The sequence below is a fragment of the Paucibacter sp. M5-1 genome, from assembly GCF_027498415.2.
Lineage (GTDB): Bacteria > Pseudomonadota > Gammaproteobacteria > Burkholderiales > Burkholderiaceae_C > Roseateles_E.
On record NZ_JAPZLM020000001.1, the window covers coordinates 4,520,219 to 4,547,214 of the forward strand.

Sequence of the window (26,996 nt, forward strand, 5' to 3'; positions counted from 1 at the left end):
CCATGAAAAAACAAGCACCGTTGCCCACGCCCGCTCGAACTTCGGGTGAACCCAAAGCCATCGTCGGGGGGCGCACGGACCGTGGCGGCGCGTCATCGGCCGGTGCCGACCCTGTCCAGGTCCAGGCTAGCGCCACCCAGGCCCTCGTGGCATCGATGCCCTACAACGCCAACAAGGGGCTGGATTTCGGTCGCGACAGCGCTCGGGACCCGTCGGTCGGCTTGGTCGCTGAGCCCGCCTCGGATTCGGTCTCGGCCAGCACGCTGAGCGAGATCAATATCACGGCGAAGACCGGCGCGCCGGCCGCGCCCGGCAGCCGCGCACTGAACGGCAGCCTCGCACAGGCCCGTGTCGACGGCTCCGCGCAGGTGCTGAGCACCAATCAGGGCGTGCCCATCGCCGACAACCAGAACAGCCTGAAGGCCGGGCTGCGCGGGCCGGCCCTGCTGGAAGACTTCATCCTGCGCGAGAAGCTCACCCATTTCGATCACGAGCGCATCCCGGAGCGCATCGTCCATGCGCGCGGCTCGGCCGCGCATGGTTTCTTCGAAGCCTATGAGGCGCTCGGCGATCTGACTTGCGCCGCGCCGTTTGCCGAAGCCGGCAAGGTGACGCCGGTGTTCGTGCGCTTCTCCACCGTGGCAGGTGAGCGCGGCTCGGCCGACACCGTGCGCGATGTGCGCGGCTTCGCCGTCAAGTTCTACACTGAGCAGGGAACCTGGGATCTGGTGGGCAACAACATCCCGGTCTTCTTCATCCAGGACGCGATGAAGTTCCCCGACCTGGTTCACGCCGTCAAGCCCGAGCCGCACCACGCGATGCCGCAGGCCGCCTCGGCGCACGACACCTTCTGGGACTTCGCCTCGCTATCGCCCGAGACCACGCATATGCTGATGTGGGTGATGTCCGATCGCGCGATCCCGCGCAGCTTCCGCATGATGCAGGGTTTCGGCGTGCACACCTTCCGGCTCGTTACCGCCGAAGGCAGCTCGCAGTTCGTCAAGTTCCATTGGAAGCCTCTGCTGGGCACGCATTCGCTGGTCTGGGACGAGGCGGTGAAGATCGCCGGCGCCGATGCCGACTTCCATCGCCGCGATCTGTGGGAGGCGATCGAGTCGGGCGAGTACCCGGAGTGGGAGCTCGGCTTGCAGCTGTTCAGCGAGGAGCAGGCCGAGGCCTTCAGCTTCGATGTGCTGGACGCCACCAAGCTGATTCCCGAGGAGCTGGTGCCGGTGCGTCCGGTCGGGCGCCTGGTGCTGAACCGCAACCCCGACAACTTCTTTGCCGAAACCGAGCAGGTGGCCTTCTGCACCGCGCATGTCGTGCCGGGCATTGATTTCAGCAACGATCCGCTGCTGGCCGGCCGGCACCACTCCTATGTGGACACGCAGATCACCCGGCTCGGTGGGGCCAACTTTCATGAGCTGCCTATCAATGCTTCGCTCGCGCCGGTGTCGAACAACCAGCGCGACGGCATCCATCGCCAGACCGTGAACCGCGGGCGCGTCGCTTACGAGCCCAACTCGCTGGGCGGCGGCTGCCCCTTCCAGGCCGGTGCGCGTGGCTTTGTGTCCTTCCCGCAGCCGGTCGACGGCGAGAAGCTGCGCGGCAAGCCGGAGAAGTTCGCCGACCACTACACCCAGGCCACACTGTTCTACGACAGCCAGACCGAGGTGGAACAGGCTCACATCGTCGGCGGCTTCCGCTTCGAGCTCAGCAAGCTGACGGTGCCGGCGATCCGCGAACGCATGCTGGCTTCGCTGGTGAACGTGTCGCCGCAGCTGGCCGCGGCCATCGCCGATGGCCTCGGGATGGCGCTGCCGGCCGCCATGCCGCGAGCGCTGCAGACGCCCGAGCCGCCCGAGTTCAGCGTCTCCGCCGCACTGTCGCTGACGGCCCTGCCCGGGGACGGTGGCATCCGCAGCCGCAAGGTGGCGGTGCTGGCCGCGCCCGGCGTTGAAGCCGAGTCCTTGCTCGCCGTGCGACGGGCCTTGCATGCCGCGGGCGCGGTCAGCGTGGTCATCGCGGCGCGGCTCGGTTTCGTCGAGACCGCCGATGGCGAGGCCCTGGAGGCCACGGCCAGCTTCGAGAACTCGCCGGCGGTGCTGTTTGACGCGGTGGTCCTGCCCGACGGCGAGGCCGGCGTGCGCGCGCTGCTGGCCCAGGCCCAGGCCGTCGACTTCGTCGCGCAGCAGTTTCGCCATGGCAAGACCCTGCTGGCCCTCGGCGCATCGACGGCCTTGCTCGACGCGGCCCATGTCGAGGCCTTGCTCCCCTCCGGTGAGGCCGACCCCGGGGTGGTTCTCGCCGAGGCCGCGGAGGCTTCCGAGGCCCACGCGAGCTTTATCGCGGCCATCGGCAAGCACCGCCACCCGGTACGCGAGATCAATCCAGCCCGGCGCTGAGATCAGGCTCCGGCTCACAAGGCGCGAAGGATTTCAATCATGGACAGCTTGCTTCCGATCCGGCGCCGGCCCTTGCCTGCCAGCAGCGCGCCTGTGCTGATGGCGGCGGTGCTGGCCGCTCTCGCGCTCTCGGGCTGTGGCGAGAGTGCGACCTTGACGGTGCCGCAGGGCAGCGGGCCCAGTCCCGAGCTGCCGGCGCCCAGGCGCACGCTGCTGCCCACCGTGAACATCGCGCCGGCCACCGGCTGGCCGCAGGGCAGCCAGCCGCAGGCTGCGGCCGGCTTGCGGGTGGCGGCCTTTGCCAGCGGGCTGGATCACCCGCGCTGGCTGCTGGTGCTGCCCAATGGCGATGTGCTGGTTGCCGAAAGCAATGCGCCGCCCAAGCCGGAAGGCAGCAAGGGGCTCAAGGCCACGATCATGGGGCTGGTGATGAAGCGGGCCGGGGCCGGCACGCCCAGTGCCGACCGCATCAGCCTGCTGCGCGATGCCGACGGCGACGGCATCGCCGAAACCCGCACGGTGCTGCTGAGCGGCCTGTACTCGCCGTTCGGCATGGCCTTGATCGGCGAGCGCCTGTTCGTCGCCAATGCCGATGCGGTGCTGAGTTTTCCTTACCGCAGCGGCGACACCTCGATCACCACGCCCGGCACCAAGCTGCTCGATCTGCCGGGTGGCCCGATCAACCATCACTGGACGAAGAACCTGCTGGCCAGCAGGGACGGCAGCAGGCTGTATGTCAGCGTGGGCTCCAACAGCAATATTGCCGAGCGCGGCATGCAGGTGGAGGCGGGCCGCGCCGCGATCTGGGAGGTGCAGGTCGACAGCGGTGCGCACCGCATCTTCGCCTCCGGCCTGCGCAACCCGGTCGGCATGGCCTGGGACGCGGCCGGGCAGGTGCTGTGGACCGTGGTCAACGAGCGCGATGAGCTGGGCAGCGATCTGGTGCCCGACTACCTGAGCTCGGTGCAGGACGGCGGCTTCTACGGCTGGCCTTACAGCTATTTCGGCCAGCACCTCGACACACGGGTCGAGCCCCCGCAACCGGCGCTGGTCGCCAGCGCGCTGGTGCCCGACTATGCGCTCGGGCCACACACCGCGCCGCTGGGCCTGGCGCGTTCCGCCGGCGGCACGCTGCCGGCCGCGTTCGCGGACGGCATGTTCATCGGCCAGCATGGCTCGTGGAACCGTCGGCCGCACAGCGGCTACAAGGTCATCTTCGTGCCGTTTCACAAGGGCAAGCCGGCGGGGGCGGCTCGCGATGTGCTGAGCGGCTTTCTCAGCGAGGCCGGCGAAGCGATGGGCCGACCGGTCGGTGTGGCCATCGATGCGCGCGGCGCGCTGCTGGTGGCCGACGATGTCGGCAATATGATCTGGCGCGTCAGCGCGATGCCCTGAGCGGCATGGCAAAAAAAGACCCCGGCACGCCAAGACGCGCCGGGGTTGAGGTCGATAAGACTCAGCCTATCGAGGAGACAAACAATGCGGGGGCCGGGTCTTGTCAGCGGCCGCCGGGCGTGTAGATCTGGTCGAACACACCGCCGTCGGCGAAATGGGTCTTCTGGGCCGTGCGCCAGCCGCCGAAGACCTCGTCGACCGTGATCAGCTTGACCTGGGCGAACTGGTCACTGAACTTGGCGGCGATCTTGGGGTCGCGCGGGCGGTAGTAGTGCTTGCCGGCGATCTCCTGGCCCTCAGGGCTGTACAGATATTCCAGATAGGCCTGGGCCTGCTTGCGCGTGCCGCGCTTGTCGACCACCTTGTCGACCACCGCGACCGGCGGCTCGGCCAGGATGGACAGGCTGGGCGTGACGATCTGGAACTTGTCCGGGCCGAGTTCCTTGACCGCCAGGAAGGCCTCGTTCTCCCACGAGATCAGCACATCGCCGATGCCGCGCTCGGTGAAGCTGGTCAGCGAGCCGCGCGCGCCGGAATCCAGCACCTTGGTGTTGGTGTAGATGCGCTTGACCAGATCCTTGGCCTTGTCGGCATTGCCGCCCGGCTGGGCCAGCGCATAGCCCCAGGCAGCCAGATAGTTCCAGCGGGCGCCGCCCGAGGTCTTGGGGTTCGGGGTCACGACCTCGACGCCGGGGCGGGCCAGATCGTTCCAGTCCTTGATCGCCTTCGGGTTGCCCTTGCGCACCAGGAACACGATGGTCGAGGTGTAGGGGCTGGCGTTCTGCGGCAGGCGCTTTTGCCAGTCGACCGGGATCAGCTTGGCGTTGTCGTGCAGCGCATCGACGTCATAGGCCAGGGCCAGGGTCACGACATCGGCCTCCAGGCCGTCGATCACCGAGCGGGCCTGCTTGCCCGAGCCGCCGTGCGATTGCTTGACCGTCAGGGTCTCGCCGCTCTTGGCCTTCCACTGCTTGATGAAGGCGGCATTGAAGTCCTGGTAGAGCTCGCGGGTCGGGTCGTAGGAGACGTTGAGCAGGGTGGTCTGGGCCTGGGCCGCGGTGCCCAGCAGGGCACTGAGGGTCAGCAGGGACAGGGTGCGTCGGATGGCGTTCACGGGAGGGACCTTCTTGATTTGAGGTGTGGCGGGGAGACTTGACTGTAGGGAGCGCCTGCGCGCTTGTGAACGAAGAAGAGTTGCTTTGCTTTGCAAGTCCGACGCTCAGGCCGCGAGCAGGCCCTGGCGCGCGTCTTCGACGGCAGCCCGCGTCAGCGGCGCGGCGAAGGTCGAGATGAAGGCATAGACGTAGTCGCGCAGATAGGCATCGCGGCGCACCGCCAGCCGTGTCATGTTGTCGGCGAACAGATGGCGACCGTCGATGGCGGCGAGATGGCGGTCGCGCTCCTCGTCGTAGGCGATCGCGGCGACGATGCCCACGCCCAGGCCCAGGTCCACATAGGTCTTGATCACATCGGCATCCATCGCCACCAGCACCACATCGATGTCCAGGCCGGCGGCGCGGAAGGCGTCGTCGATGTGCGAGCGGCCGGTGTAGCCGGTCTCGTAGGTGATGATGGGGAACTGGGCCAGGCGCTCCAGCGTCAAGACCTGGCCCTCCGAGGCCTCGCGGGCCAGCGGGTGGTCGGGTGGCGTCACGATGGTGTGGGTCCAGCGGTAGCAGGGCAGGGCGACCAGCTCGTCGAACTGGGCCAGCGCCTCGGTGGCGATGCCGACATCGGCCTCGCCGTCCAGCAGCAGTTTGGCCACCTGCTGCGGCGAGCCCTGCTGCATATGCAGCATCACATCGGGGTGAGCGGCGCGGAAGTCGCGCACCACCGGCGGCAGCGCATAGCGGGCCTGGCTGTGGGTGGCGGCGATGCGCAGCGCGCCGCTGCCGGCGCGGGCGAAATCGTCACCGGCACGCCGCAGATTCTCGGCCTCGTGCAGCAGGCGCTCGACGATGGGCATGACCTGGCGGCCCGGCTCGGTCAGACCGGTCAGGCGCTTGCCGGCGCGCACGAAAAGCTCGATGCCCAGCTCATCCTCCAGCTCGCGAATCTGGCGGCTGACGCCGGGTTGCGAGGTGTGCAGGGCTTGCGCCACCTCGGTCAGGTTGAAGCTGCGGCGCTGGGCCTCGCGGACGGATCGGAGTTGTTGGAAATTCACGGCAGCAGGCTCTCGTTATTTGTTTTTCATTATTGAGAGTCCCCCGCTGCTTGTCCTCCAACTTATTCCGATAAGGATATGAAGGTTCAGGGCTCACACCGCGAACGACCACTCGTCGAACGCCGCATGCGCGGGCCGCTGTTCGCGCGCGGCGCGGGCGCGTGCCGCCTCGACCCAGCGCCGGGCCAGCGGGAAGGGGCCGAAGCCGGACTCGGTGTTGATATGGCCGACCAGGCCCAGATTGCTGAAGCTCGCGCCCCAGCGCTCGGCCCAGCGCTGGGCGCTGGCCGCGCTCATCCAGGGGTCGTTCTGGCTGGCTATCAGGGTCAGGGGGCGGCCCAGCCGGCGCTGCGGCAGCGACTCGGCCAGGCCGAACTTGTCCGGCTCGGCCGGGGCCACCAGCAGGGCCTGGCGGATCGGCGAGTCGGGGTGATCGGCCAGGTGCCGGGCCAGCGCCAGCGTGCCGAAGCTGTGGGCCACCGCGATCCACTCGCCGGGGCCGGCGCTGTCCAGGCTGGCGCCGATGCGCTCGGCCCAGCGCTGCAGATCGGGGTGGCTGAAGTCGCGCTGCACGACGCGGCGCGCATCGCGGTACTGCTGCTGCAGCCAGGTCTGCCAGTGCGCCGGCCCGCTGTCATGCAGGCCCGGAATGATCAGCAGGCGCGGCGGGCGGTAAGGCGCGACCATGACAGCCGACTCACAGCGTCGCGATCGAGACCTCGGTCGATTTGACCAGGGCCACCACGTCCTTGCCCGGCACCAGACCCAGCTCCTTGACCGAGCGGGTCGTGATGACCGAGGTGACGATCAGGCCCGAGGGCGTGAGCACATCGACTTCCGAGACCACCGGCCCCTCGATGACTTCCTTGATCGTGCCGCGAAACTGGTTGCGGACATTGATGGCGCTGATGCTCATGGCGGATCCTTGACGATGATGACGCGCCAGCTTAGGGCGCCGCCCTTGTGCCGCCAACGAAGGCTGGCGCAGCAGGACATGCGGGAAACAGATATGCGCGCCCTGCGCGGCCGTCTCAACGCCGCTTGACCAGCAGCCGCTGCGGCCCCGGCCCTTCGTCGCCGAGCCGGTCGTACGGATTACGCAGCCCGCAGCGGTCGATCGACAGGCAGCCGCAGCCTATGCAGTCGTCCAGCGTGTCGCGCAGCTTCTTGAGCTGGGCGATGCGCTCGTCCAGCTCACCGCGCCAGTCGGCCGACAGCCGGGTCCAGTCGGCGCGGCTGGGCGCCGCCTTGGGCGGCAGCGCGGCCAGCGCGGTAGCGATCTCGGCCAGGCCGATGCCGACCCGCTGGGCCACGCGGATGAAGGCGACGCGGCGCAGCACCTCGCGCGCATAGCGGCGCTGATTGCCCTCGCTGCGGCTGCTGCTGATCAGGCCCTTGGTCTCGTAGAAATGCAGCGTCGAGACCGCCACGCCGCTGCGCCGCGCCACCTCGCCGACCGACAGCGTCGGAGCGATACCGGCAGCCTCCAAGCCTGTTGTCATTGCTTGTCCTTTCATTTTTCGTGGATTTTGCTTGACCTTAACATTGCTTGAGGTCTGAGACTTCGCGCTATTCCTGTTCAGTGCCGCGCGATGTCCGCGCGGGCTGGTGCCGGATCACTACCGAGGTCTGCCATGTCCCACGCCATCCCGTCCGCCGACTCGCGCTATCGCATCGACAAGTTCATCGTGCCCTCGTCTGCGCTGAGCAGCTTCCTGAAGCAGATCGAGCGTATCGATGCCGAGCTGAGCACCTTGCCCGGCTGCGAACAGCATCTGGTGCTGATCCAGGAGCCCGACAGCGCCGGCGATGCCTTGCATGTGCTGACCCTGGTCGAATGGGCCAGCGCCGCGCATATGAGCGCCGCCAAGACCCATATGCGGCAGCGCTACCGGCACGAGGGCTTCGAGCCGGCGGCTTTCATGCAGGAACTTGGGGTCAGGGCTGAACTGGGCGACTACCGACGCGCCGAGGGCGCCGGATGACGGGCCGCCGGCCTAGCCGGCGTCGAGCTCCGGATAGCAGCGGAAGATGCCTTGCTCGCTGAACGGGATGCGGCGCTCGCTGCGCAGATAGGCCGCGACCTTGGGCAGGGCGGCGACGCGATCATGCAGAGCGACGACACCGGGTGTGGAGGCCAGCACACGGGCCGTGGCCTTGGGGTAGGCGTAGCGCAGGCCTTCGATCAGCTGGAACAGCGACAGGTCCGCATAGCTCAGCTTGCCGCCGACCAGATGGCGGGTGCCGGCCGGGTTGCGCTGCACGATGGCCTCGAACCAGGACAGGAACTTGGGCAGGCGGTTGCTGCAGAAGGCCTGGGCGCGGCGCAGCGCCTCGGGCTTCTGGTCCTCGTAATACAGGTCGGGGCCCAGCGGATGGTGGGTGTCGTGCGCCTCGGTCACGATGTCGGCGATGGTCAGCTGGATCTGCTGGGTCCACGCGCGCAGCTGCTCGCTGCGCGGCAGGAGCTTCAGCTCGGCGCCGAGGTAGTGCAGGATGGCCGAGGTCTGGCCGATCACGAAGTGGCCGTCCTTCAGAAAGGGCGGCGCAAAAGGCGGGTGCGGCTGGCGGCCGTCCCGCAGATGCTGCAGCATCGCCGGCAGACCCTGGCCGGCCGGCCCACGGGCCACATCGAGATAGGGCGCGCCGGCCGCCTCGAGCGCCAGCCGCACGAATTCGCCGCGACCTTGGATGGTCGGCCAGTAGTGGAGTTCATATGCCATGCCGGGGACTGTAGCCTGCGCAGCGGCCCCGGCCGTTACTCGGCCCACTGCCCCCGCATCCAGGCTTCTCCATAGGACGCCCAGACCGCAGGCCCCTGATCCAGCGCTCTGACCAGGCAGACGCCGGCCACACCGGTGCGCGCCACGCGCTCGGCCTGCGCGGGCGAGACGATGCCGCCGATGCCCAGCACCGGTGTGCCGGCCATCCGGGCCCACCAGCGCAGATGGCTCAGACCTTGCGGCAGCCAGGGCATGTCCTTGGTCGTGGTGGGCCAGACCGGACCGCAGGCGATATAGCTGGGCGCGAGGCCGCGTGCGCGCGCCAGCTCCCACAGGCTGTGACTGGAGATGCCCAGCTTCAGGCCGCAGACCTCGCGCTCGCGCAGCAGCAGGCTGCGTTCCTCATCGCTCAGCGCCGCCCAGTCCTGCTGCCCCAGGTGCAGGGCCGTCGCCCCTTCCTCCAGGGCCAGGCGCCAGTGGTCGTTGATCCAGAGCTGGCTGCCTTGCCCCAGGCCTTGCAAGGCCCTGCTTACCGCTGTGCGCAGATCCTCGCCAGGCTCGGTCTTGATCCGCAACTGAATCTGCGGGAACAGCCCCACAGCGGCAAGCTCGGCCACGCGAGCCGCGTCGTCGGTGATCGCGTAGAGCCCGCAGCGATGGTCTGCGGTGACCTCGCCGCGCAAGACCCGGCCCCAGCGGGCCAGCGTGGCGGTGTCCAGCGGCTCATCGCCGAAGCTCATCACCGGCATCGCCTGCGGCTCGGCGACGAAGGCCGGCGCCGGCCGCAGCGGGCCGGCGCCGGTGCCGGCGGCATGGCCGTCGCGCAGCGCGGTCCAGCTCAGCATCTTGGCCAGCACCGTCGCGTCGGGCAGCGGGAAGCCGCGTGCCAGCGCGGCGGCGGCGGCCGTGGCGAAGCTGCAGCCGCTGCCATGGTGGTGGCGCGTCGCCACACGGGGCAGGGCCAGCCAGCCGCGCGTGCCGCCGAGTTCGGGCTGCCAGGGGCTGAGCGGGCCGTCCCACCAGTCCAGCGCCAGCTCGGCCGCGTCGTCCCCGCCGGTGATGCAGACGGCCAGTGCCCCCAGCTGCCGCAGCGCGGCGGCCAGGGCCGGCACGCCATCCGCCAGCCCGGTCAGGCGAGCGGCCTCGCGGCGGTTCGGCGTGATCAGGCTCGCGCGGGGCAGCAGCCATTCCCGATAGGCGGTGATCAGCGCCTCGTCGGCGAAACCGGCGCCGCCGGCGCTGGCGCCCAGCACCGGGTCGACCACCAGGCCGACAAAGCCGTGCTCACGCCGCAGCGCGTCTATCGTCTCGGCCACCGCCCTTACCGCCGCGACGCTGGCCAGCAGGCCGGTCTTGATGACGCGCGGCGGCATGTCGGTGGCCAGCGCCTCCAGCTGGGCCTGCAGCTGCTCTTCGGGCAGCGGGAACACGGCCCGTACCCCCAGCGAGTTCTGCGCGGTGACGGCCGCCACCACCGGGCACAGATGCACACCCATCGCCGCCGCTGCGCGCGTGTCGGCCGACAAGCCGGCGCCGCCGCCGCTGTCGGTGCCGGCCACGCTCCAGATCACCGGCGGGGTCGGGTCTTGCGTCCAGGGCGGCATGTGGTCGCTGTCGGGGTTGATGGCCTGGACCCAGGGCGAGGGCAGGCTGGGGTGGGGATAGATAGGCTCGTTCATCGCTCTTAACCCAGCAGGAAGGCATGGCCGCTGACCGGTGTGCTGGCCACCGCGAAATCCTGCGGTGCCATCAGCCCGGCGAGGCGGGCCTGGCGGCCCGCGCGCACGGCATCGCGGAAGGCCTCGGCCATCGCCACCGGGTCGCGCGCCTGGGCCACCGCGCTGTTCAGCAGCACGGCGTCGAAGCCCAGCTCCAGCGCCTGCGCGGCCTGCGACGGCGCACCGAGGCCGGCGTCGATGATCAGCAGCGCCTCGGGCAGGCGCTCGCGCAGCGTGCGCAGGCCCTGCAGATTCATCAGTCCCTGGCCCGAACCGATAGGCGCGCCCCAGGGCATCAGCACGGCGCAGCCGGCATCCAGCAGGCGCCGGCCCAGGATCAGGTCCTCGGTGCAGTAGGGGAAGACGGTGAAGCCCGCGCGCACCAGCTCGGTGGCGGCGGCGAGCAGCTCGAAGGGGTCGGGCTGCAGGCTCAGCTCGTCACCGACCACCTCCAGCTTGATCCAGTGCGTGCCGTAGAGCTCGCGCGCCATCTGCGCCAGCTGCACCGCCTCGCGCGCGGTGCGGCAGCCGGCGGTGTTCGGCAGCAGCCGTGCGCCCTGGGCCCGGGCGCTCGCCAAGGCCTGCGCGAGCGCGCCGTTGTCGCCCGCCTGCAGCGTGCGCTTCAGGCCCACGGTCAGCAGCATGCTGCCGCTGGCGCGGATCGCGTGCTGCAGGATCTGCGGGCTGGGGTAGCCGGCGGTGCCGAGGAAGAGCCGGCTGTGCAGTGCGACGCCGTCGATGGTCAGGACATCATCCATATCAGCCTCCGACAATCGGTTTGAAAAGAAGAATCCGGTCACCGTCGCTCAACACGGTGCCAGGTCTTGCCTCGCGGGCAACGAACTCGCCATTGCGGGCGGTGGCCACGCTCTCGGGCGCGCGCTGCTGCCGGACCAGCAGCTCGGCCAGCGTGCTGCCGGGCGGCAGCTGCAGCGCTTGTTCGTCCAGATGGATGGTGATCATGGGATGGTTTCCAGGGAAGCGAGGCCGCTTTCGCCCAGCAGGCGCTGCACCAGGGCCGGGGCCAGCAGCCAGCCGTGGCGGTACAGGCCGTTCAGTCGCAGCAGGCCGGGCTCGTGATGGCTGTGCGGCAGGTTGTCGGGCAGGGCGGGGCGCAGGTTGCGGTCCAGCCGGCTGATGCGGGCCTCGGCCAGCGCCGGCAGCACGCTGTGCGCCGCCGCCATCAGCTCCACCGCGCTGCGCAGGCTGACCGGGCTGCGGTCCTCGCTCTCGATCTCGCTGGCGCCGACGATCAGCTCGTGCTCGCTGCGCGGCACCAGATAGACGCGGTGGCGCGGGTGCAGCAGGCGCAGCGGCCTGAGGAGGCCGTGGCCCGGCAGCGCCAGCACCACCACCTCGCCGCGCACGCCGCGCAGGCTCGGCAGCTCGGGCCGGCCACCCAGGCCGCGCGTGTCGATGGCCCAGTCGGCGTGGACATGCCGGCCGTCGGCCAGTTGCAGGCGGCCAGGTTCGACGGCGCTCACGGCCTGCTGCCAATGCCAGGCCACGCCGACCGCCTCGGCATGCAGGGCCGCCATCGCCTCGACCGGGTGGATCAGGCCTTCGCCGGGCAGCAGCCAGGCGCACGGCCCCGGCGCGAGCGCCGGCTCCAGCGCGCGCAGCTGATCCGGGCTCAGGTCCTGAGCACCGGGCATGCGGGCCAGCGCCCGTGCCGCCGCGCCCTGGTCGCCGCGGTGGGCCAGCAGCAGGCTGCCCTGCACCCTGAGGCGTACCGCTGTCTTGAGTCGGCCCACGATGCCGGGCCACAGGGCCAGGCTTTGCCAGCCGAGGGCGGCGATGTCCTCCCCGCCGCACTCCTGCTCGGCCAGCGGGCTCAGCATGCCGGCGGCGGTGAAGGCGGCCGCGCCCTGGCCGTCGAAGCTGGGCCCGGGGCCGAGCGCGGTGTCGAAGACCTCGACACTGTGCCCCGCCCGCGCCAGCGCCCAGGCGAACAGGCGGCCGGCCAGGCCGGCGCCGGCGATGGCGATGCGTGCCATCGGTTCAGGATTGGGTTTTGATGGGGATGTAGAGCTCGCTGCCCTGGGCCTTGAACTCGGCGCTCTTGTCGGCCATGCCCTGCTGGGCGGCGGCGTAGTCGCGCACCTCCTGCGTGATCTTCATCGAGCAGAACTTCGGCCCGCACATCGAGCAGAAATGCGCGACCTTGGCACTGTCCTTGGGCAGGGTCTCGTCATGGAACTCGCGCGCGGTGTCGGGGTCCAGGCCGAGGTTGAACTGGTCGGTCCAGCGGAACTCGAAACGGGCCTTGGACAGCGCGTCGTCGCGCGCCCGGGCGCCCGGGTGGCCCTTGGCGATATCGGCGGCGTGCGCCGCGATCTTGTAGGCCATCAGGCCGGCCTTGACGTCGTCGCGATCGGGCAGGCCCAGGTGTTCCTTGGGCGTGACGTAGCAGAGCATCGCGCAGCCGAACCAGCCGATCATCGCGGCGCCGATGCCGCTGGTGATGTGGTCGTAGCCGGGCGCGATATCGGTGGTCAGCGGCCCCAGCGTGTAGAACGGCGCCTCGTCGCAGTGCTTCAGCTGCTCGGTCATGTTCGCCTGGATCAGGTGCATAGGCACATGGCCCGGGCCCTCGATCATGGTCTGCACATCGTGCTTCCAGGCGATCTTGGTCAGCTCGCCCAGGGTGCGCAGCTCGGCGAACTGGGCCTCGTCGTTGGCGTCCGACAGCGAGCCGGGCCGCAGGCCGTCGCCGAGCGAGAAGCTGACGTCGTAGGCCTTCATGATCTCGCAGATCTCCTCGAAATGCGTGTAGAGGAAATTCTCCTGATGGTGGGCGATGCACCACTTGGCCAGGATGGAGCCACCGCGCGAGACGATGCCGGTGCGGCGCTTGACCGTCATCGGGATGAAGGGCAGGCGCACGCCGGCATGGATGGTGAAGTAGTCGACGCCCTGCTCGGCCTGTTCGATCAGGGTGTCGCGGAACAGCGCCCAGCTCAGGTCTTCGGCCACGCCGCCGACCTTCTCCAGCGCCTGGTAGATGGGCACAGTGCCGATGGGCACGGCGCTGTTGCGCACGATCCAGTCACGCGTCGTGTGGATGTTGCGGCCGGTCGAGAGGTCCATCACCGTGTCGGCGCCCCAGCGCGTGGCCCAGACCATTTTCTCGACCTCTTCCTCGATGGACGAGGTGACGGCCGAGTTGCCGATATTGGCGTTGACCTTGACCAGGAAGTTGCGGCCGATCGCCATCGGCTCCAGCTCGGTGTGGTTGATATTGGCCGGGATGATGGCGCGGCCACGGGCGATCTCGTCGCGCACGAACTCGGGCGTGATCAGCTCGGGAATGCTGGCACCGAAGGACTGGCCCTTCAGCCGGGCCTCGCGCTCGGCGTCCGCTTCGTACTCGCGCATCCATTCATGGCGCTGGTTCTCGCGGATCGCGACGAACTCCATCTCCGGTGTGACGATGCCGCGGCGCGCGTAGTGCAGTTGCGTGACGTTGTGGCCAGCCTTGGCGCGGCGCGGTGTGCGCTGCAGGCCGGCGCTGATCTCGTGCAGCTTGAGCTGCTGGGCCTGGTCGCGCAGGCCGTCGTCGATCAGCTGGATGCAGCGGCCCTCGTAGGCCTCGGTGTCCTGTCTCGCCTCGACCCAGGCGGCGCGTGGCGTGGGCAGGCCGCGCCGCACATCGATGGCGGCGGCCGGGTCGGTGTAGGGGCCGGAGGGGTCGTAGACGGTGACGGTTTCGCCGTTCGTCAGCGCGATCGCGCGCATCGGCACGCGCAGCTCGGGATGGCGCTCGCCGGCCAGATAGATCTTGGTCGACGCGGGCAGGGGTTCGCGGCTCAGCGCGATGCTCTGATCCAGCGCGGTCGGTTCGGTGATGCTGTTCATGACGGTCTCCAGGTGAACCCCGGAGACTGGTCTTGGAACGGCTGGGGACGGGCGCGCGAAGCGGGCAGGGCTCGCGCCCAGGGCATGGGGAGGCGAGCAGGCTCTTCTTACGCCGGTACAAACCGGATCAAGTTCAGCGGGACCATGGCTTCCACCACATCTCAGCCCGACGCTTCATTAAGACTTCTTAATCAAGCGCAGCAGGGCACCCCGGAGCAGGCGCGCAGTATAGGGTCAGGTGTGAACAGTTTGGCAAGAGTCGGTGCAAACCCGGAGCCTGTTCGGGGGGGCTTGCTGCCTACACTTCGGGCGCTTGACGCACAGGCGGCGATCCAGAAGACCAGCCGCAGTGTCCACACCAGACCAGGGAGGGATGGATGAAGATCAGCTTGCGGCATCACAGGGCCGGCGTGTTCGCCGGGCTCGCCATGGCATTGACACTGAGCGGCGGCCCAGGCCGGGCGCAGGATCTCGGCGATCTCGAGGCCAAGGCCAAGCTCAGCGCGGCCGAGCGGGCCAAGCGCGATGCCGACAAGGTCTACCAGTGGATACGCTTCCATGCCGACAAGGCGCCGGCCAAGCCCAGGGCGGCGCCCGAGGCCGCGGCGCCGGTCCGGCCGGCAGCGGCGCCCGCCGCCCCCAGGCCAGCGCCGCCGGAGCGGCCGGCGCTGGCGCAGCAGTCTCAAGCAGAGCCCAGGCCCGGGCCCGAGCAGCCGCTGGTGGCCACCGCGGCCCCGCCTGAGCCGACTACTCAGGCGGTGGCACTCGCTCCGCAAGCCGCCAGCCCGGCCATGGCCAGCCCGGCGGTCGCGGCGGTGGCGGCAGTGCCGCCCGCCCCCGAGCCGCCGGAAGAGCCGCTGCGGCTGATCGAGCGGGTCGAGCCCGAGTACCCGGCGGTGCTGCTGCGTGGCCGCGGCAGCGGCTCGGTGCTGGTGCAGTTCGAGGTCAAGCCCGATGGCACGGTGCAGGCGCCCGAGGTGCTGAAGTCCAGCAATCAGCGCCTGGTCGCCAGCGTGCTGGCGGCGGTGGCGCGCTGGCGTTTCGCGCCGATCAGCAAGACCCGGGTGGCCACGGTGGAGGTCGGTTTCCGGCCTCCGGAGTGAGGCCGCATCACTGGCCCGGGCAGGCCGACAGCGCCGTGGCCATCGCTTCGATAAAGACCCGGGTGCGCAGCGGCATCAGCCGACGTCCGGGAAAGACCGCCCAGCAGGCCGCCGGCGCCAGCTCCCAGTCGGGCAGCACCCGCACCAGTTCGCCGCGGCTGACATAGGGCTGGGCGAAGTGGTCGCCCACGGCCGTGATGCCGACGCCGGCGCAGGCCAGGCGCAGCAGCATATCGGGCGCGTTGACCAGGCTGCGCTTGTCGGGCACGCCTTGCCACGCCAGGCCCTCGCTGCCGCGCCGCAGGCTCCAGGGCATGGGCTCGCCGGAGCGCGACAGAATCATCAGCCCATGCATGCTGCCCAGGGCCTCGGGCAGTTGCGGTTCTCCATGCAGGCGCAGATAGCTGGGGGCGGCGTACAGGCTGTTCGTGAACAGGGCCAGACGGCGCGCGGCGAGCTGGCTGTCCTCGGGCAGATCGCCCATGCGCACCGCCAGATCGAAGCCCTCGGCGATCAGATCGACCCGGCGCGGCGACAGGTCCAGCTCCAGCGACACCTCCGGATACTCCAGGGCAAAGGCGCACAACATCGGCGCCAGTGCCTGGTGGGCGAAGTCGGCCGGCATCGAGACCCGCAGCCGCCCGGTCGGGCGCTGCTGGCGGTGCAGGGCCAGCGACAGCGCGCCGTCCACCTCGGCGGCCACCGCCCGCGCATGTTCCAGCACGCCCTGGCCGAACTCGGTCAGGGTCAGGCGGCGGGTGCTGCGCTGCAATAGCTTCTCGCCCAGCCGTTCTTCGAGTGCCGCCAGGCGGCGCGAGACGGTGGATTTGGGCAGCTTGACCCGCTCGGCGGCGCGGCTGAAGGAGCCGGCCTCGGCCACGCGGGCAAACAGCAGTAGATCGTCGGCGTCCAGGCTCATATCGGCGTGATTGTCTCGTTGGCGGAACGATCTTATCCAGACTGCCGTCTTCTGTCTCGTGGGTCTGCCCAATACATTGGAGTCATCGTCAAGACGACGACCCAACCCACTACCGGAGCACCACCATGAACGTTCTGCAAATCAATTCCAGCGTCCGTCGTGTCCAGGACGGCCAAGGCTCTTTCTCCACCCGTCTGGCCAGCGAACTGGTCGAGGCCTTGAAGGCCCAGCATGCCGGCGCCAGCGTCACCGTGCGTGACCTGGGCCTGAACCCGACCCCGGTGATGGACGAGGCCGCGTTGGGCGCGCTGTTCACCCCGGCCGATGCGCGCAGCGCCGAGCAGAATGCCCGCGTGGCCGAGAACGATGCGCTGATCAATGAGCTGCAAGCCCACGATGCGATCGTGATCGGCGCGCCGATGATCAACTTCGGCATCCCGACCCAGCTGAAGAACTGGATCGACGCGGTGGCCCGCGCCGGCACGACCTTCCGCTACACGGCCAACGGCCCCGAAGGCCTGGTCAAGGGCAAGAAGGTCTATGTGGTGCTGGCTCGCGGCGGCGTCTACCGCGACCAGCCCAGCGACACCATGGTGCCCTATCTGAAGACCGTGCTGGGCTTCCTGGGCATGACCGATGTCAGCTTCATCTATGCCGAAGGCCTGGCGATGGGCCCGGATGCCGAAGCCGCCGCAGTGGCCGGCGCCCGTGCGCAGATCGCCGAGCTGTTCAGCCCGGCTACGGTCTAATTCACTCTCATTCCCTGTCGACAAGGAGCACCGACCATGAGCACCACCACCTTGACTTCGCAGCTGACCCAGCCGCGCGCGGTGGAGCGACTGGTCGCCGGCCAGGCGACCAGCGACGGCGCCGGGGTCAAGCTGACCCGCGTGCTGACCAACACCTTGCAGCGCCGCCTGGACCCCTTTTTGATGCTGGACGCCTTTGGCTCGGATCAGGCCGATGACTACATCGCCGGCTTTCCCGACCATCCGCACCGCGGCTTCGAGACCATCAGCTATATGCTCGAAGGCCGGATGCGGCATCGCGACTCGGCCGGCAACGAGGGCTTGATCGAGGGCGGTGGCGTGCAATGGATGACCGCCGGCCGTGGCGTGATCCATAGCGAGCTGCCCGAGCAGCAGCAGGGCCGGATGGAAGGCTTCCAGCTGTGGCTCAACCTGCCGGCCAAGGACAAGCTGCGTGACCCTTGGTATCGCGACATCGCCAGCGCCGAGATCCCGGAGTTCGAGCAGGATGGCGTCAAGGTGCGCGTGATCGCCGGCGAGAGCCATGGCGTCAAGGGCGCGGTGCAGCGCGAACACACCGAGCCGCTGTACCTGGACCTGCATCTGGCGCCCGGTGCGAGCTTCGAGCAGCTGCTGCCCGAGACGCACAACGCGTTCGTCTACGTCTATCGCGGCGCGCTGCGCTTCGAGACCGGCTGCACGGTGCCGCCGCAACGCATGGCGATACTGGCCAACACACCGGGCAGCGACGGTGTGCGGCTGGTGGCTGGCGATGAGCCGACCCGCGCGATCCTGATCGCCGGCAAGCCGCTGAACGAGCCGATCGCGCAGTACGGCCCCTTTGTGATGAACACCCAGGCCGAGCTGATGCAGGCGGTGCGTGACTTCCAGACGGGCAAGCTGGCCTGAGCGAATGCGCGCAAACCCCGGCCGCCTGCTATCGCAGCAGCCGGCCGATCAGCCAGGCCAGGCTGCCGGCCGCGGCGCTGTAGCTCAGCGCCAGCAGCACATAGGCGGCCAGGCTGGGACCGACGATCCATTCCCCCTGGCCCAGTCCCAGGCTCTTGAGCAGCGGCATCCAGACCAGCACGAGCAGCACGCCTGGTGTGGCCAGGCCCAGCAGCAGCCGCTCCAGCCACATCGGCAGTCCGCTGTTGACGGCGGCGAACAGCAGCGGCACCAGGGCGAAGTAGGCGGCCGTCGCCCCGCTTGCGATCCAGGCCGCCGACACGCTCATGGATTGACCGGGCAGTTGGGGGCACGGCAGGCCAGGCGCTGCAGGGCGCGTGCGTCCAGCAGGTTGACGACACCGTCCTTGTTGAGGTCGCGCCTGTCACCGGGTACCAGGGCTGGCACATTGCGGAACTGCGTGATCAGGGCGTTGTCGGCCGCGTCGACCGAGCCATCGCCGTTCAGATCGCCGGTGATCCTGGGGAAGTGCTGCCAGCGCGAGATGGCCGCCGAAGCGCCGACCTGGGACAGCCGCTCGGCCGCTCCCCCTCCGAGCACCAGCAGGGACACGATCCGGTAAGGGCCGTCCGAATTGGCCAGCGCTTCGGAGGCGAGGCGGCTGGTCACATTGTTGACCCCGGCGCTCAGCTGGCGCGAGGCGTTGATCAGGCCCAGGTCTTTGCCACCGGCACCGAAGACCTTGTAGGAGATCTGGTAGAAGCCCGACACGGTGACCTTGACCGGGATGTTGATGTCCAGCGCGCCGATGAAGCCCGACTTCAGCACCGGCGTGACGCTCAGCGGGCCGGGCAGCTCGACAGGCTGGGCGCACAGCCCGGACAGCGGCACATTGAAGCTGCCCGCATTGTGGCGCCGGAAGGCCAGCACGAAATCGTCGCCGCCCACATCCAGCACCTCGATCAGGCGCACGCTGTAGGGCCCGTCGATGCCGATGCGGTCCTTGATGTCCTTGGCGCTGAACGTGGCCGAGCTGCTGGCCCGCCTGCCCACCGCCTCGAAGGCGGCCCGGCTTTCGATCACCCGGCCGTTGCTGCCGGCCAGCTGGATCTGGGCCGCGTAGCTGCCGTCCCCGCTGGCATCGAAACGCAGCGAGACCTGCAGGCCGCTGACGCAGCCGCCCGCACCCGCGAGATTGTTCAGCTGCACGCTGGCCTGGGTCAGCGTCGGTTGGAGCACGGTGATTCTGTGCATGGCCTGTCGGACCACCGGTCCGGTCGGCGTCGCGATGCTCGCGCGGCCCCGGATCTGGTAGCTGCCGGCCTGGGTGAACAGATGGTCGATGCTGTAGAGCCCGTCGTTGGCCAGGCCATCAGGTCCGGTGCCGGTGTCGATGGCGGTCTGCGCCGCGCTCTCCGGAGCATTGACCGGGCTGACCGAGATCTGCGGCGCCTGGCCCAGGATGGGCTGGCCGTTGTTGGTGAGCAGCATGCCGATTGACACGTCCTCGCCCACCAGCACGGTGCTGCGCTCGACCGCGATGCCGGCCTGGATCGGCGAGATCGCCCGCAAGGTCGCGATCACCACCGTGGAATAGCCGGCCGCCGGGAACTCCAGTACCAGGGTCCAGCGGCCATTGGGCGGCGCGCTGATCGCGGCGACCTCGAACACGCCGCCCGGTGCCGGGCGGGGCAGGCTGGCGCCGGGATGGAAGTTGACACCGGCTTGGCCGGAGGCAGCGGCCACAGCGCCGTCGGGCGCCAGCAGGGTCAGCGAGGCGCCATCGACCGGCACGATGATGTCCAGGCTCAGGCGGCTCGCGCCACTGAGGTCGAAGGGCAGGGTCAGGCGGCTCATGCCAGGGTTGATCTGAGCGCTCAGCGTGGTCGGCGTGTTCATCGCGACCTGGGCCACCTGGGCGTGGGCGGCGGTGCTGAACAGCATCGCGGCCATCACCGTGGCGAGGCTGAGCAGCCAGCGCCAGGCCGTCGGGCGGCCGAACTTGTGTGCGAAGAAGTTGTTCATGGCCGTCAGTCCTTGATGGGGATGGTGCGATCCAGCAGCAGGTTCACATTGGCTGCGCTCTTCACCGAGCTGTGGTTGGCCAGCACGTTGCCGACGGGGCTGCCGTAGCCCGGATTGGCCGAGGCATGGCTGACCACGATGTCATTGGGCTGCGGCGCGCCCGCCAGCGTGGTGGTGTAGGTCAACACGGTGCGGGTGCCCCAGAGCAGACCGGGGACGGTCGAGAAACTCATCGTCGCCGAGCTGAAGTCGCGCAGCACCAGCCAGGCGCGGCGGGCCGCATAGGCCGCTACCGACGGGAACAGCGGCGCGATCTCGGCCGTGCTGAGCTCGTTGTTGCCATCGGCGTCGGCACTGGCGCCGATGGTGAAGGTGTTGGCGATATTGCCGCGCGGCGAGCTGGCATAGGTGGCCAGGTCGCGCAGGCCGGGCAGTTGCGGGCCCTGGCCGAAGGTCCAGGTGTCCAGATAGGTCTGGGCAAAGCCGTTGGGATCGGCCCCGGCGGCGACGAGGTCGTCGTAGTCGCTCTTCTGGATCAGCGAGAGATCGGCGGCGACGCTGCCACGGTGCGGGGTCGACAAGGTCGACAGGCTCAGCAGCTTGAACTTGGGCGCCAGGGCCTGCAGACCCTGGGTATCGAGACCGCCCTTGCTGTGGGCGATCACATGCACGCGATCGGCCTTCTGCTCGTCCAGCCAGGCCTGGATCTGGGTGCGCAACTCGCGGGCGTTGGTGGCCACCCGGCCATTGCCGTCCACATCGGTGCCGAGCGAGAAGCGGGTGAAGCGCACGCCGCGCTGCTCCAGCGCCCCCAGCACACCGGGGGCGCTACCCTCGTCCCAGGTGCTTTCATTGGCCGAGATCCCGTGGGCCAGCACATAGGGCGCGGCCACCTCGAACTCGGCCGACAGCCAGTCCACCGACATGCACCAGTACTCGCCGGAGCCGGCATTGGCGGTATCGATGTCGATCTGCAGGATGTTGTCCTTGCCAAAGCGCAACTCCTCGATGGGCACGATCAGCGAGTCGTCGGTCCAGGTGTTGTTGAAGCCGGCCAGCGTGCGCTTGAACTGCCCGTTGAAGCTCAGACGGTCGACCTCGGGGGCGGCCCCCTGGACCACGGCCTTGTCGTCGATGTCAAAGACCGGAAAACGCAGCACTGCCTGCGCCGCAAGGACGCCGTTGGCGACCAGCTCGGAGGGGTTGATCAGGCTGCCATCGGCGTTGAGCTGGTTGTCGTTGACCACCTTGGGAATCGGCAGCCGGATGCGCAGCGGGCCGCCGCTGCGGTAGGTGCAGCCGGTGTCCAGCCCGGAGCCGCTGTTGACGACGTAGACACCGAGCTTGGGCTCGGGCGGCGTGAAGGGCGAGGAGGTCTGAGCCCAGACCGGGACGCCGAGCAGAACTGCGCAGGCGAGCGCCAGCCGCCGTGCTTGAAACGGAGCATGCATGGAAATCTCCCTTGAAGGGTGGGTGGAGCGGTGGGCGCGGCTTCAGTCGAAGACCGGCGTGTCCAGCAGCAAGGCATCGCCAAGTGGCCGGGCCTGGCCGCGCGCCTGCTTGTTGATGATGCTGCTGGTGATGGGGGCGCTGACGGTGTACCAGACCTCGCTGCCCGAGGCGCTGCGCAGCTTGATGCGCTGGCCCTGGACTTCGATCACCCGGCCCGCCACGGCGCCCTGGCCGGCGGTTGCTGTCGCGCCGCCCTGCTTGGCCACCGGCTCCGGCGCTGCCGATGCGAGCCCGGCTGCGAACAACAGGCCGCTGCCCGCCAGCAGCGCCGCTGTGCGCGCACCGACCCAGCGCTCAGGTGATCGGGCGCGCCGCACGCTGCGGCCCATCAACAGCAAGGCGCTCAACGCCAAGGCCAGGGCCGGCGGCTCGGAGACCGGGTTCGAGCCCGGCCCGATGCTCAGGGAAAGACGGCTGATGTCGAAGTCGACGGCCAGGACCCCGCTGTCGGCATCTGCGAACAGCAGGCCGGGGTCGCTGAGGTCCAGGCTGAACAGCGCTGACGAGCTCTCGGCCAGCGCGCTGAAGCGCAGGGTCAGGAACACGAACGCGTCCAGCTGCTGGGCGTCCAGCAGACCGGGGCTGTTGCCCGACAGGCCGAAGGCGCTGACGGTGTCGGCGCCCACCAGGGCGGCGTCGCCGAGGAAAGGGAAGGCCGCCATCTCAGGATGGTCGAGCTGGTTGACGCCCGAGGCGGCGTCGACGAAGTCGGCCCCGAGAAAGGCGCTGACCGTGTTGTCGAACTTCAGCTTCAGGTCGAAGCCGCTGAGCGAGTCGCCCGGTGCCGCGCTGAGGCCGGAGATTTTCAGCCGCAGGCTGAAGCTGTCGCCGACATTGATCGCCCCCGCACCGGTCGACAGCGACACCGTGCCGGCACCTGCGGCGCCCGGCATCGCCATCAAGGCCGCACTCATCAGCGCCGCGCCGATCAAGGCGCACAAGCGTTCGTATCTGCTCATTCAGAGACTCCCAAAGGTAGACCGGTTGCGAGCCGAAGGGGCGCTGCGACCGGGGTCAGGTTTTGCCAAGCTGCGTGTCCAGCGCGGAATCTACCCGCGCCTGTACCCACCCGGGGGACTTCAAACGTGGTGGTTCGGGCCCAGATTGCGGAGGCCGGTGGGCCTGTGTCCATGGGGATTGCTTGCGGGTGGCAGGGCTGCTATGAGGGCTGGATCGGTGCGATGAGCGGACCCGCCGCCTGTGAAAAGCTGACGCCGGGGCCGGGTTTGCGCCGGGGGCGGAAACCGAGCTGCGGTGTTTTGGAGTACAAGGCAGCCATGAGTGAAACGGCGGTTCTGGTGATCGATGTACAGCGCGGCTTGTTCGAGCCCGAGCCGCGGCCCTTCGAGGCCGATGTGGTGGTGGCGCGCATCAATGCGCTGACCGCCCGGGCGCATCAGCAGGGTGTGCCCGTGGCCTTCATCCAGCATGAGACTGCCGAGGGCCTGCTGGCCTTTCATTCGGACAGCTGGCTGCTGGAGTCGCGGCTGAACATCCGCGTCGGCGATGCGCTCTTGCGCAAGACCACGCCGGATTCCTTTCTGCGCACCGGTCTGGCGGACTGGCTGGCCAAGCATGGCAGCCGGCGCGTCGTGCTGTGCGGCTATGCCAGCGAGTTCTGCGTCGACACGACCGCACGCCGCGCCGCCGCACTGGGTTTCGAGGTCGTGCTGGCGGCCGATGCCCACACCACGCACGACAAGCCGCATGCCAGCGCGGCCTTCATCCGCGAGCACCACAATGCCACGCTGTCCGAGATCAGCAGCTTCGGCCCGCGCATCAGCGCCGAGCCGAGCGCGCAGATCGATCTCGATCCCTGAGATCAGGGCGCGCGCAGCGCCGGCACCTCGGGCGCCAGCAGGCGCTCGCCGTCATAGCCCCTGACCTCGCCAAAGCCCTGGCCGGCGTTCCAGTCGGCTGCAAAGCGGCGGATCTCGTCGGGGCTGCGGCCGACAAAGTTCCACCACAGCAGCAGCGGCTCCGGGAAGGGCGGGCCGCCCAGCAACAGCAGCCGCGCGGCCGCCGCGCTGCGCAGCTGCAGCCGGGTCTGGCCGGGCGCGAGATACAGCAGCTCGCCAGGCTGCAGCGAGGCGGTTTCGCCATCGTCCAGCTGCAGCGTCAGCTCGCCCTCCAGCGCCATCAGTCCGTGTTCGAAATGAGCTTGCAGCGCCAGCTCGGCCTCGGCCGCGGCGGCGCAGGCCAGGTCCATGCCCAGCAGCTCGGTATCGCTGGGCACCGGCGAGCGCGCGCCGCCGTGACTGCCGACCAGCAGCGTGCCCGCGAAGCCGCCCAGGCTCAGCTGCGGCAGCGCGGCGAAGTGTTCGAAGCGCGGCGGGCCGAAGCGGCTGTGCTCCGGCAGGGCGATCCACAGCTGGGCCAGCTGCAGCCTGTCGGTCAGCGATTCCTCCGAGTGGCAGATGCCGCGCCCGGCCGTCATCAGATTGACCTGGCCGGCGCGCAAGACCTGCTCGCTGCCCAGCGAGTCGCGGTGCAGGATCTCGCCTTCTATCATCCAGCTGAAGGTCTGCAGCCCGGTGTGCGGATGCGGGCCGACCCGCATGCCCTGGCCCGGCGCCAGCGTGGCCGGGCCGGCATGGTCCATAAAGCACCAGGCGCCGACGGTGCGGCGGCCCACGACCGGCAGCGCGCGGCTGATCGGCAGGCCGCCGACCTCGCCTTGCTTGGCGGTGAAACGTTCAATCCAGGCCATCGAGGGCTCCTTTCGTCAGAGCGGCGATCATGCCTCAGACAGGCCGTCGAGGATGGGACAGTCGGGCCGCTCGTCGCCATGGCAGCAGCTGGCCAAGGCCTCCAGGCTGCGCTTCATCGCCGTCATCTCGGCCAGTCGGCGGTCCAGGTCGGCCACATGGGCCAGCGCGATGCGCTTGACCTCGCTGCTGGCGCGCCGACGGTTCTGCCAGAGCTTGAGCAGCTCGGTGATCTCGGCGATCGAGAAGCCCAGATCGCGGGCGCGGCGTATGAAGCGCAGCGTGTGCACCTCCTTGTCCGAATAGAGCCGGTAGCCGGCCTCGGTGCGTGCGACCTGAGGCAGCAGGCCCAGCGACTCGTAATGCCGCAGCATCTTGGCCGAGACGCCCGAACGCGCGGCCGCCTCGCCGATATTGAACAGCGTGCTCATGTCGCCAGGCCCTTCCAGCGCTTCAGCAGCAGCGCATTGCCCAGCACCGAGACGCTGGACAGCGCCATCGCCGCGCCGGCGATCACCGGGTTCAGATAGCCCAGGGCCGCCAGCGGGATGCCGACGACGTTGTAGGCGAAGGCCCAGAACAGGTTCTGCCGGATCTTGGCGTAGGTGCGCTTGGAGATATCGATCGCATCGGCGACCAGGGCCGGGTTGCCGCGCATCAGCGTGATGCCAGCCGCCGCCATCGCCACCTCGGTGCCGGTGGCCATCGCCATGCCGACATCGGCGGCCGCCAGCGCCGGGGCGTCGTTGATGCCGTCACCGACCATCGCGACATGGCGGCCCTGGGCCTTCAGTTCCGCGATGATGCGGGCCTTGTCCTCGGGCAGCAGCTCGGCGCGCAGCTCGTCGATGCCCAGCGTCTTGGCCACTGCCTTGGCGCTGCCGGCGTTGTCGCCGCTGAGCAGCAGGGTGCGTATGCCCAGCGCCCGCAGATGCTGTACGGCGACGGCGGCCTGAGGCTTCAAGGCATCGCCGAAGGCCAGCAGGCCGATCAGCCGCGGCTGTTCGCCGATCGCCGCCAGCCAGGACACGGTGCGGCCCTCGGCCTGCAGCGCGGCGGCACGTGCCTGCTGCGGGCCCAGGTCGACGCCCAGCTCCTGCATCCAGCGCCCGCTGCCCAGGGCCAGGTCTTGTTGTTCGACGCGGGCCTGCACGCCGCGCCCGGCGACCGCGCGCAGATTCTCGCTGGCGGGCAGGGCCAGGTCTTGCGCCGCGACCCTGACCGCATGCGCCAGCGGATGCTCGCTGCCCGCCTGCAGCGCCGCGGCCCAGCGCAGCAGTTCCGGCGCTCCCTCGGCCGCGATGAGCTGCGGCCGACCCTCGGTCAGCGTACCGGTCTTGTCCAGCGCCACCAGCTGCAGCCGGTGCGCCTGCTCCAGCGCCTGCGCGTCCTTGATCAGGATGCCGTGGCTGGCGGCGACACCGGTGCCGGCCATGATGGCGGCCGGTGTGGCCAGACCGAGCGCGCAGGGGCAGGCGATCACCAGCACCGCGACCGCGTTCAGCCAGGCCTGTTCCCAGTCACCGACACCGAGCCCCCAGCCCAGCAGCGTGATCAGCGCGATCACCAGCACCACCGGCACGAAGACCGCGCTGACCTGGTCGACCAGGCGCTGGATCGGTGCCTTGTGGCCTTGCGCATCTTCGACCATGCGGGCGATGCGGGCCAGCGTCGACTCGGCGCCCAGCGCCGTGCAGCGCAGGCGCAGCAGGCCCTCGCCGTTGACGCTGCCGCCGGTCAGGCGCGCACCGGGCTGCTTGGCCACCGGCAGGCTCTCACCGGTGATCAAGGACTCGTCGACCTGGCTCAGGCCCTCCAGCAGCTCGCCGTCGACCGGGATGCGCTCACCCGGCCGCACGATCAGCTCGTCGCCCAGGCGCAGCGCGGCGATTGGCAGCTCCTGCTCGCGGCCGTCCCGGATGACGCGGGCGGTCTGTGGCTGCAGCGCCTGCAGCGCACGGATCGCCGCCGTGGTCTGGCGCTTGGCGCGCGCTTCCAGCCATTTGCCCAGGAGCACCAAGGTGATCACGACGGCCGAGGACTCGAAGTACAGCGCATGGGCCGAGGCGCCTCCCAGCAGGTGGTAGAAGCTCAGGCCAAAGGCTGCGCTGGTACCCAGGGCGACCAGCAGGTCCATATTGCCGCTGCCGGCCCGGGCGGCGGCCCAGCCGGCCTTGTAGAAGCGCGCGCCCAGCCAGAACTGCACCGGTGCGCTCAGCAGCAGCTGCAGCCAGCCATCAATCATCCAGTGCCGGCCCGCCAGCATGCCCAGCATCGGCACGACCAGCGGGGCCGAGAGCAGCGCCGCGATCAGCACCGGCCAGCCGCTTTGCGACCAGGCCGGCTTGGCCTCGCCCGCGGCATCCGCTTTCAATGCCGCGCTGTAGCCGGCCTTGGCGACGGCGTGCAGCAGCGCCTCGGTCGACTGGCCGGCCAGCAGGCGCACGCTGGCGGTCTCGGTGGCCAGATTGACCTCGGCGCTCAGCACACCCGGCTGCTTGCGCAAGGCCTTCTCGACCCGGCCGACGCAGGAGGCGCAGGTCATGCCGCTGATTGCCAGGGTCAGGTCTTGTGTTCGCAGCCCGTAACCGGCCTTCTCGATGGCCGCGCGCAGCGTGTCCAGCCCGGCCGGGCCGGCGACGGTCGCGGCCTCGCTGGCCAGGTTGACCTCGGCCCGGCTGACGCCGGCAACCGCTCGCAGGGCTTTTTCGACACGGCCGACGCAGGACGCGCAAGTCATGCCGCTGATGGGCAGGGTGGTGATGGTGTTCATAAGGGCAGTCTGGAGCTTGCCATTATGGGAAGGTC

Annotated in this window: 26 protein-coding genes and 1 riboswitch; of the genes, 7 read left to right on the forward strand and 19 right to left on the reverse strand. The window is 69.4% G+C overall.

Annotation, left to right across the window (positions count from 1 at the left end; genetic code table 11):
* Positions 1-2: 2 nt before the first annotated feature.
* Together O5M90_RS21510 and O5M90_RS21515 are read left to right on the forward strand one after the other, a co-directional pair.
* Complete coding sequence (locus O5M90_RS21510; RefSeq protein WP_269838117.1) at positions 3-2,405, forward strand: catalase; 2,403 nt, start codon at positions 3-5, stop codon at positions 2,403-2,405.
* A gap of 39 nt (positions 2,406-2,444) precedes the next feature.
* A complete protein-coding gene (locus tag O5M90_RS21515; RefSeq protein ID WP_269838116.1) occupies positions 2,445-3,800 on the forward strand; it encodes a PQQ-dependent sugar dehydrogenase in 1,356 nt (451 codons plus the stop codon).
* A gap of 103 nt (positions 3,801-3,903) precedes the next feature.
* Here O5M90_RS21515 and O5M90_RS21520 read toward each other — a convergent pair whose 3' ends face one another.
* The 5 genes from O5M90_RS21520 to soxR form a co-directional block, all read right to left on the reverse strand.
* Positions 3,904-4,914, reverse strand: a complete 1,011-nt coding sequence (locus tag O5M90_RS21520; protein ID WP_269838115.1) for a sulfate ABC transporter substrate-binding protein — start codon at positions 4,912-4,914, stop codon at positions 3,904-3,906.
* A gap of 105 nt (positions 4,915-5,019) precedes the next feature.
* Positions 5,020-5,964 carry a CysB family HTH-type transcriptional regulator gene (locus O5M90_RS21525; RefSeq protein ID WP_262971446.1) on the reverse strand — a complete coding sequence of 315 codons (945 nt, stop codon included), beginning with the start codon at positions 5,962-5,964 and terminating at the stop codon, positions 5,020-5,022.
* A 93-nt stretch (positions 5,965-6,057) separates the two neighbouring features.
* A complete protein-coding gene (locus O5M90_RS21530) occupies positions 6,058-6,651 on the reverse strand; it encodes an RBBP9/YdeN family alpha/beta hydrolase (protein WP_269838114.1) in 594 nt (197 codons plus the stop codon).
* A 10-nt stretch (positions 6,652-6,661) separates the two neighbouring features.
* Positions 6,662-6,880: a TOBE domain-containing protein gene (locus O5M90_RS21535; protein ID WP_137941318.1), complete on the reverse strand. Its 219-nt coding sequence runs from the start codon at positions 6,878-6,880 to the stop codon at positions 6,662-6,664.
* Between the two features lie 115 nt (positions 6,881-6,995).
* Complete coding sequence (soxR, locus tag O5M90_RS21540; RefSeq protein ID WP_269838113.1) at positions 6,996-7,466, reverse strand: redox-sensitive transcriptional activator SoxR; 471 nt, start codon at positions 7,464-7,466, stop codon at positions 6,996-6,998.
* Positions 7,467-7,598: 132 nt separating this feature from the next.
* On the opposite strand from soxR, the gene O5M90_RS21545 reads away from it, so the two are divergent.
* Positions 7,599-7,949, forward strand: a complete 351-nt coding sequence (locus tag O5M90_RS21545) for an antibiotic biosynthesis monooxygenase (protein WP_269838112.1) — start codon at positions 7,599-7,601, stop codon at positions 7,947-7,949.
* A gap of 12 nt (positions 7,950-7,961) precedes the next feature.
* On the opposite strand, the gene O5M90_RS21550 is transcribed toward O5M90_RS21545, so the two are convergent.
* The 6 genes from O5M90_RS21550 to thiC are packed head-to-tail and all read right to left on the reverse strand — an operon-like array spanning position 7,962 to position 14,263.
* The gene (locus tag O5M90_RS21550) at positions 7,962-8,687 is read right to left on the reverse strand and encodes a glutathione S-transferase (protein ID WP_269838111.1); all 726 of its coding nucleotides are present in this window, start codon (positions 8,685-8,687) and stop codon (positions 7,962-7,964) included.
* 35 nt (positions 8,688-8,722) lie between these two features.
* On the reverse strand, positions 8,723-10,366 hold the full coding sequence (locus O5M90_RS21555; protein WP_269838110.1) for a bifunctional hydroxymethylpyrimidine kinase/phosphomethylpyrimidine kinase: 1,644 nt from the start codon (positions 10,364-10,366) through the stop codon (positions 8,723-8,725).
* Positions 10,367-10,371: 5 nt separating this feature from the next.
* The gene (locus tag O5M90_RS21560) at positions 10,372-11,163 is read right to left on the reverse strand and encodes a thiazole synthase (protein ID WP_269838109.1); all 792 of its coding nucleotides are present in this window, start codon (positions 11,161-11,163) and stop codon (positions 10,372-10,374) included.
* Between the two features lies 1 nt (position 11,164).
* Positions 11,165-11,368, reverse strand: a complete 204-nt coding sequence (gene thiS, locus O5M90_RS21565) for a sulfur carrier protein ThiS (RefSeq protein WP_137941324.1) — start codon at positions 11,366-11,368, stop codon at positions 11,165-11,167.
* Positions 11,365-12,402, reverse strand: a complete 1,038-nt coding sequence (locus tag O5M90_RS21570; RefSeq protein WP_269838108.1) for an FAD-dependent oxidoreductase — start codon at positions 12,400-12,402, stop codon at positions 11,365-11,367. Before O5M90_RS21570 ends, thiS begins: the two co-directional genes overlap by 4 nt.
* Before the next feature lie 4 nt (positions 12,403-12,406).
* On the reverse strand, positions 12,407-14,263 hold the full coding sequence (gene thiC, locus O5M90_RS21575; RefSeq protein WP_269838107.1) for a phosphomethylpyrimidine synthase ThiC: 1,857 nt from the start codon (positions 14,261-14,263) through the stop codon (positions 12,407-12,409).
* An 87-nt stretch (positions 14,264-14,350) separates the two neighbouring features.
* Positions 14,351-14,486: riboswitch (TPP riboswitch) on the reverse strand.
* 154 nt (positions 14,487-14,640) lie between these two features.
* Between thiC and O5M90_RS21580 the strand changes: the two genes are divergently transcribed.
* Positions 14,641-15,366 (forward strand): energy transducer TonB, encoded by a 726-nt coding sequence (locus O5M90_RS21580; protein ID WP_269838106.1) that lies wholly within the window; start codon positions 14,641-14,643, stop codon positions 15,364-15,366.
* 7 nt (positions 15,367-15,373) lie between these two features.
* Here the strand turns inward: O5M90_RS21580 and O5M90_RS21585 are convergent, their stop codons facing one another.
* The gene (locus tag O5M90_RS21585; protein WP_269838105.1) at positions 15,374-16,285 is read right to left on the reverse strand and encodes a LysR family transcriptional regulator; all 912 of its coding nucleotides are present in this window, start codon (positions 16,283-16,285) and stop codon (positions 15,374-15,376) included.
* 125 nt (positions 16,286-16,410) lie between these two features.
* On the opposite strand from O5M90_RS21585, the gene O5M90_RS21590 reads away from it, so the two are divergent.
* Positions 16,411-17,034 (forward strand): FMN-dependent NADH-azoreductase, encoded by a 624-nt coding sequence (locus tag O5M90_RS21590; RefSeq protein ID WP_269838104.1) that lies wholly within the window; start codon positions 16,411-16,413, stop codon positions 17,032-17,034.
* A gap of 36 nt (positions 17,035-17,070) precedes the next feature.
* Positions 17,071-17,943 (forward strand): pirin family protein, encoded by an 873-nt coding sequence (locus tag O5M90_RS21595; RefSeq protein ID WP_137941330.1) that lies wholly within the window; start codon positions 17,071-17,073, stop codon positions 17,941-17,943.
* 28 nt (positions 17,944-17,971) lie between these two features.
* Here the strand turns inward: O5M90_RS21595 and O5M90_RS21600 are convergent, their stop codons facing one another.
* From O5M90_RS21600 to O5M90_RS21615, 4 genes are read right to left on the reverse strand one after another with little or no spacing between them, the layout of a single operon-like run.
* Complete coding sequence (locus O5M90_RS21600; RefSeq protein WP_269838103.1) at positions 17,972-18,271, reverse strand: hypothetical protein; 300 nt, start codon at positions 18,269-18,271, stop codon at positions 17,972-17,974.
* Positions 18,268-19,968 (reverse strand): dockerin type I repeat-containing protein, encoded by a 1,701-nt coding sequence (locus O5M90_RS21605; RefSeq protein WP_269838102.1) that lies wholly within the window; start codon positions 19,966-19,968, stop codon positions 18,268-18,270. Before O5M90_RS21605 ends, O5M90_RS21600 begins: the two co-directional genes overlap by 4 nt.
* Positions 19,969-19,973: 5 nt before the next feature.
* Positions 19,974-21,419, reverse strand: coding sequence for an esterase/lipase family protein (locus O5M90_RS21610; RefSeq protein WP_269838101.1), 1,446 nt, complete (start codon positions 21,417-21,419; stop codon positions 19,974-19,976).
* A 42-nt stretch (positions 21,420-21,461) separates the two neighbouring features.
* Entirely contained in the window at positions 21,462-22,439 is a 978-nt protein-coding gene (locus O5M90_RS21615) for a cohesin domain-containing protein (RefSeq protein ID WP_269838100.1), read from the reverse strand.
* 318 nt (positions 22,440-22,757) lie between these two features.
* Between O5M90_RS21615 and O5M90_RS21620 the strand changes: the two genes are divergently transcribed.
* Positions 22,758-23,300: a cysteine hydrolase family protein gene (locus tag O5M90_RS21620; RefSeq protein ID WP_269838099.1), complete on the forward strand. Its 543-nt coding sequence runs from the start codon at positions 22,758-22,760 to the stop codon at positions 23,298-23,300.
* 2 nt (positions 23,301-23,302) lie between these two features.
* Here O5M90_RS21620 and O5M90_RS21625 read toward each other — a convergent pair whose 3' ends face one another.
* Genes O5M90_RS21625 through O5M90_RS21635 form a run of 3 tightly spaced genes read right to left on the reverse strand, consistent with a single transcriptional unit; the run spans position 23,303 to position 26,961 of the window.
* Positions 23,303-24,190, reverse strand: a complete 888-nt coding sequence (locus O5M90_RS21625; RefSeq protein ID WP_269838098.1) for a pirin family protein — start codon at positions 24,188-24,190, stop codon at positions 23,303-23,305.
* A 27-nt stretch (positions 24,191-24,217) separates the two neighbouring features.
* Entirely contained in the window at positions 24,218-24,619 is a 402-nt protein-coding gene (gene cueR / locus O5M90_RS21630) for a Cu(I)-responsive transcriptional regulator (RefSeq protein ID WP_137941337.1), read from the reverse strand.
* Positions 24,616-26,961, reverse strand: coding sequence for a heavy metal translocating P-type ATPase (locus O5M90_RS21635; RefSeq protein ID WP_269838097.1), 2,346 nt, complete (start codon positions 26,959-26,961; stop codon positions 24,616-24,618). Before O5M90_RS21635 ends, cueR begins: the two co-directional genes overlap by 4 nt.
* Positions 26,962-26,996: the final 35 nt, after the last annotated feature.